The 1,497-nt window shown below is 61.0% G+C and carries 1 protein-coding gene and 1 pseudogene; both read left to right on the top strand.

From position 1 onward, the window contains the following. Positions 1 to 28: 28 nt before the first annotated feature. A pseudogene (locus HMA55_RS11395) lies at positions 29 to 283 on the top strand (hypothetical protein); the annotation flags it as partial. A gap of 147 nt (positions 284 to 430) precedes the next feature. Then, positions 431 to 1,497 (top strand): IS30 family transposase (locus HMA55_RS11210; RefSeq protein ID WP_235961992.1); only part of this gene is annotated, 1,067 nt, incomplete at its 3' end.

The raw sequence follows: 1,497 nt of genomic DNA, 5'->3' as shown, positions 1-1,497 counted from the left end.
GGTCAAGCAAGCAGGTGCGCTCCCACCGATGAAGGCGTTGGCACGTGCACGCGACCAGCTCATCGACGACGCGGTGGCGTTGGTGGCTTCAGGTATGTCGGTACCGGATGCGGCTGCAACGTTAGGTCTTTCTGCGGCTGCGTTGTACTCGCGGTTGGCGAAAGTCGGTGTGCGGACCGAACTGCAGCAAAAGCCCCGTATCACCCCGCAGCAGAAAGCTGACGCGGTCGAGCGAGTACTAGCGGGTGAACCGGTTGAAAAGGTCGCGGCGGCGTTCGACAGGTCTGTGAATTCGGTGTATCGCTGGGTGCAACAAGCACGCCAGGAGAAGGCGGGCGGAAACCGTGATGCGGTGCAGCCCGCCAACACGCCGGAGGCTTGTGCGGTAACAACCCCTGCACACAGCAAAGTTGATTCCGTGCCAGCACCAATGAAAACACAGGCAGGCCACGCGCCTGCCGACCACGCCGAGGACCGTGTGAAAGTCGGCCGCGGGGTCCAACTGTCGTTTGAAGACCGCCTGACGATCCAACATGGGTGCAGCCAGGGAATGTCAGCCAGACAGATCGCAACGCTTCTGGGGCGCCACCATAGCGTGATCAGCCGGGAAATTGCCCGCAACGGATGGGAAATCATCGACGATGACGGCGAAAAGAAGGTCTTCTACAACGCCCGGCGTGCCCACACGGGTGCTAAGGCGCGTGCGTGCCGGCCGAAGGTGCGCAAGCTTGACGACAACCCGGTGCTTCGTGCTGTGGTGGTGGCGTGTCTTGCCCGCCGGTGGTCGCCCGGGCGCATCAGTGTGTGGCTTCAGCACGCTTTCGCCGATGATGAAAGCATGCGTATTTCCCACGAAGCGATCTACAGTGCCTTGTACATCCAGAGCAAAGGCAGCTTGCGCGCCGAGCTTGAAGCGGTGATGAAGACCCAAGATGTGCTCATCCGCGGCGGCAAGCGGCGAAAAACCCGGCCCCGTAATGCCGGTGTGTTAACGGGTAAGCCGTGGATCAAAGGCGCTGAAATCACCAAGCGCAGCCCGGAGGTTGACGACCGGGCAATCCCTGGGCACTGGGAAGGTGATCTTGTCATCGGCAAGGGCGGCAAAAGCGCGCTGATTACCCTGGTGGAGCGCACCAGCCGCTACACCCTGCTTGGTCATCTGCCCACCGAACACACATCGATGACGGTGATTGCAGCGATCCAGCAGATGGTCAAAGACCTCAATGCCGAACAGCTCAAGACCATCACCTGGGATCAAGGCGTGGAAATGGCTCAAACCGCACGTGTGCGCATCAAAGACGGCTGCGAGGTGTACTTTTGCGATCCACACTCACCGTGGCAGCGGCCGACCAACGAGAACACCAACGGTGAGATCCGCCGCCGCTTCTACAAGAAAGGCACCGACTTCGCCGAAGTCACCCCCGAGCACGTCGCCTGGGTGCAAGACGAACTCAACGACACACCCCGACAAGTCCTCGGCGGAGCAACCCCACGTGA

The organism is Corynebacterium wankanglinii (assembly GCF_013601005.1).
GTDB lineage: Bacteria > Actinomycetota > Actinomycetes > Mycobacteriales > Mycobacteriaceae > Corynebacterium > Corynebacterium wankanglinii.
Note: the sequence above shows the minus strand (reverse complement) of the source record. Positions and strands in the feature narration are given on the sequence as shown.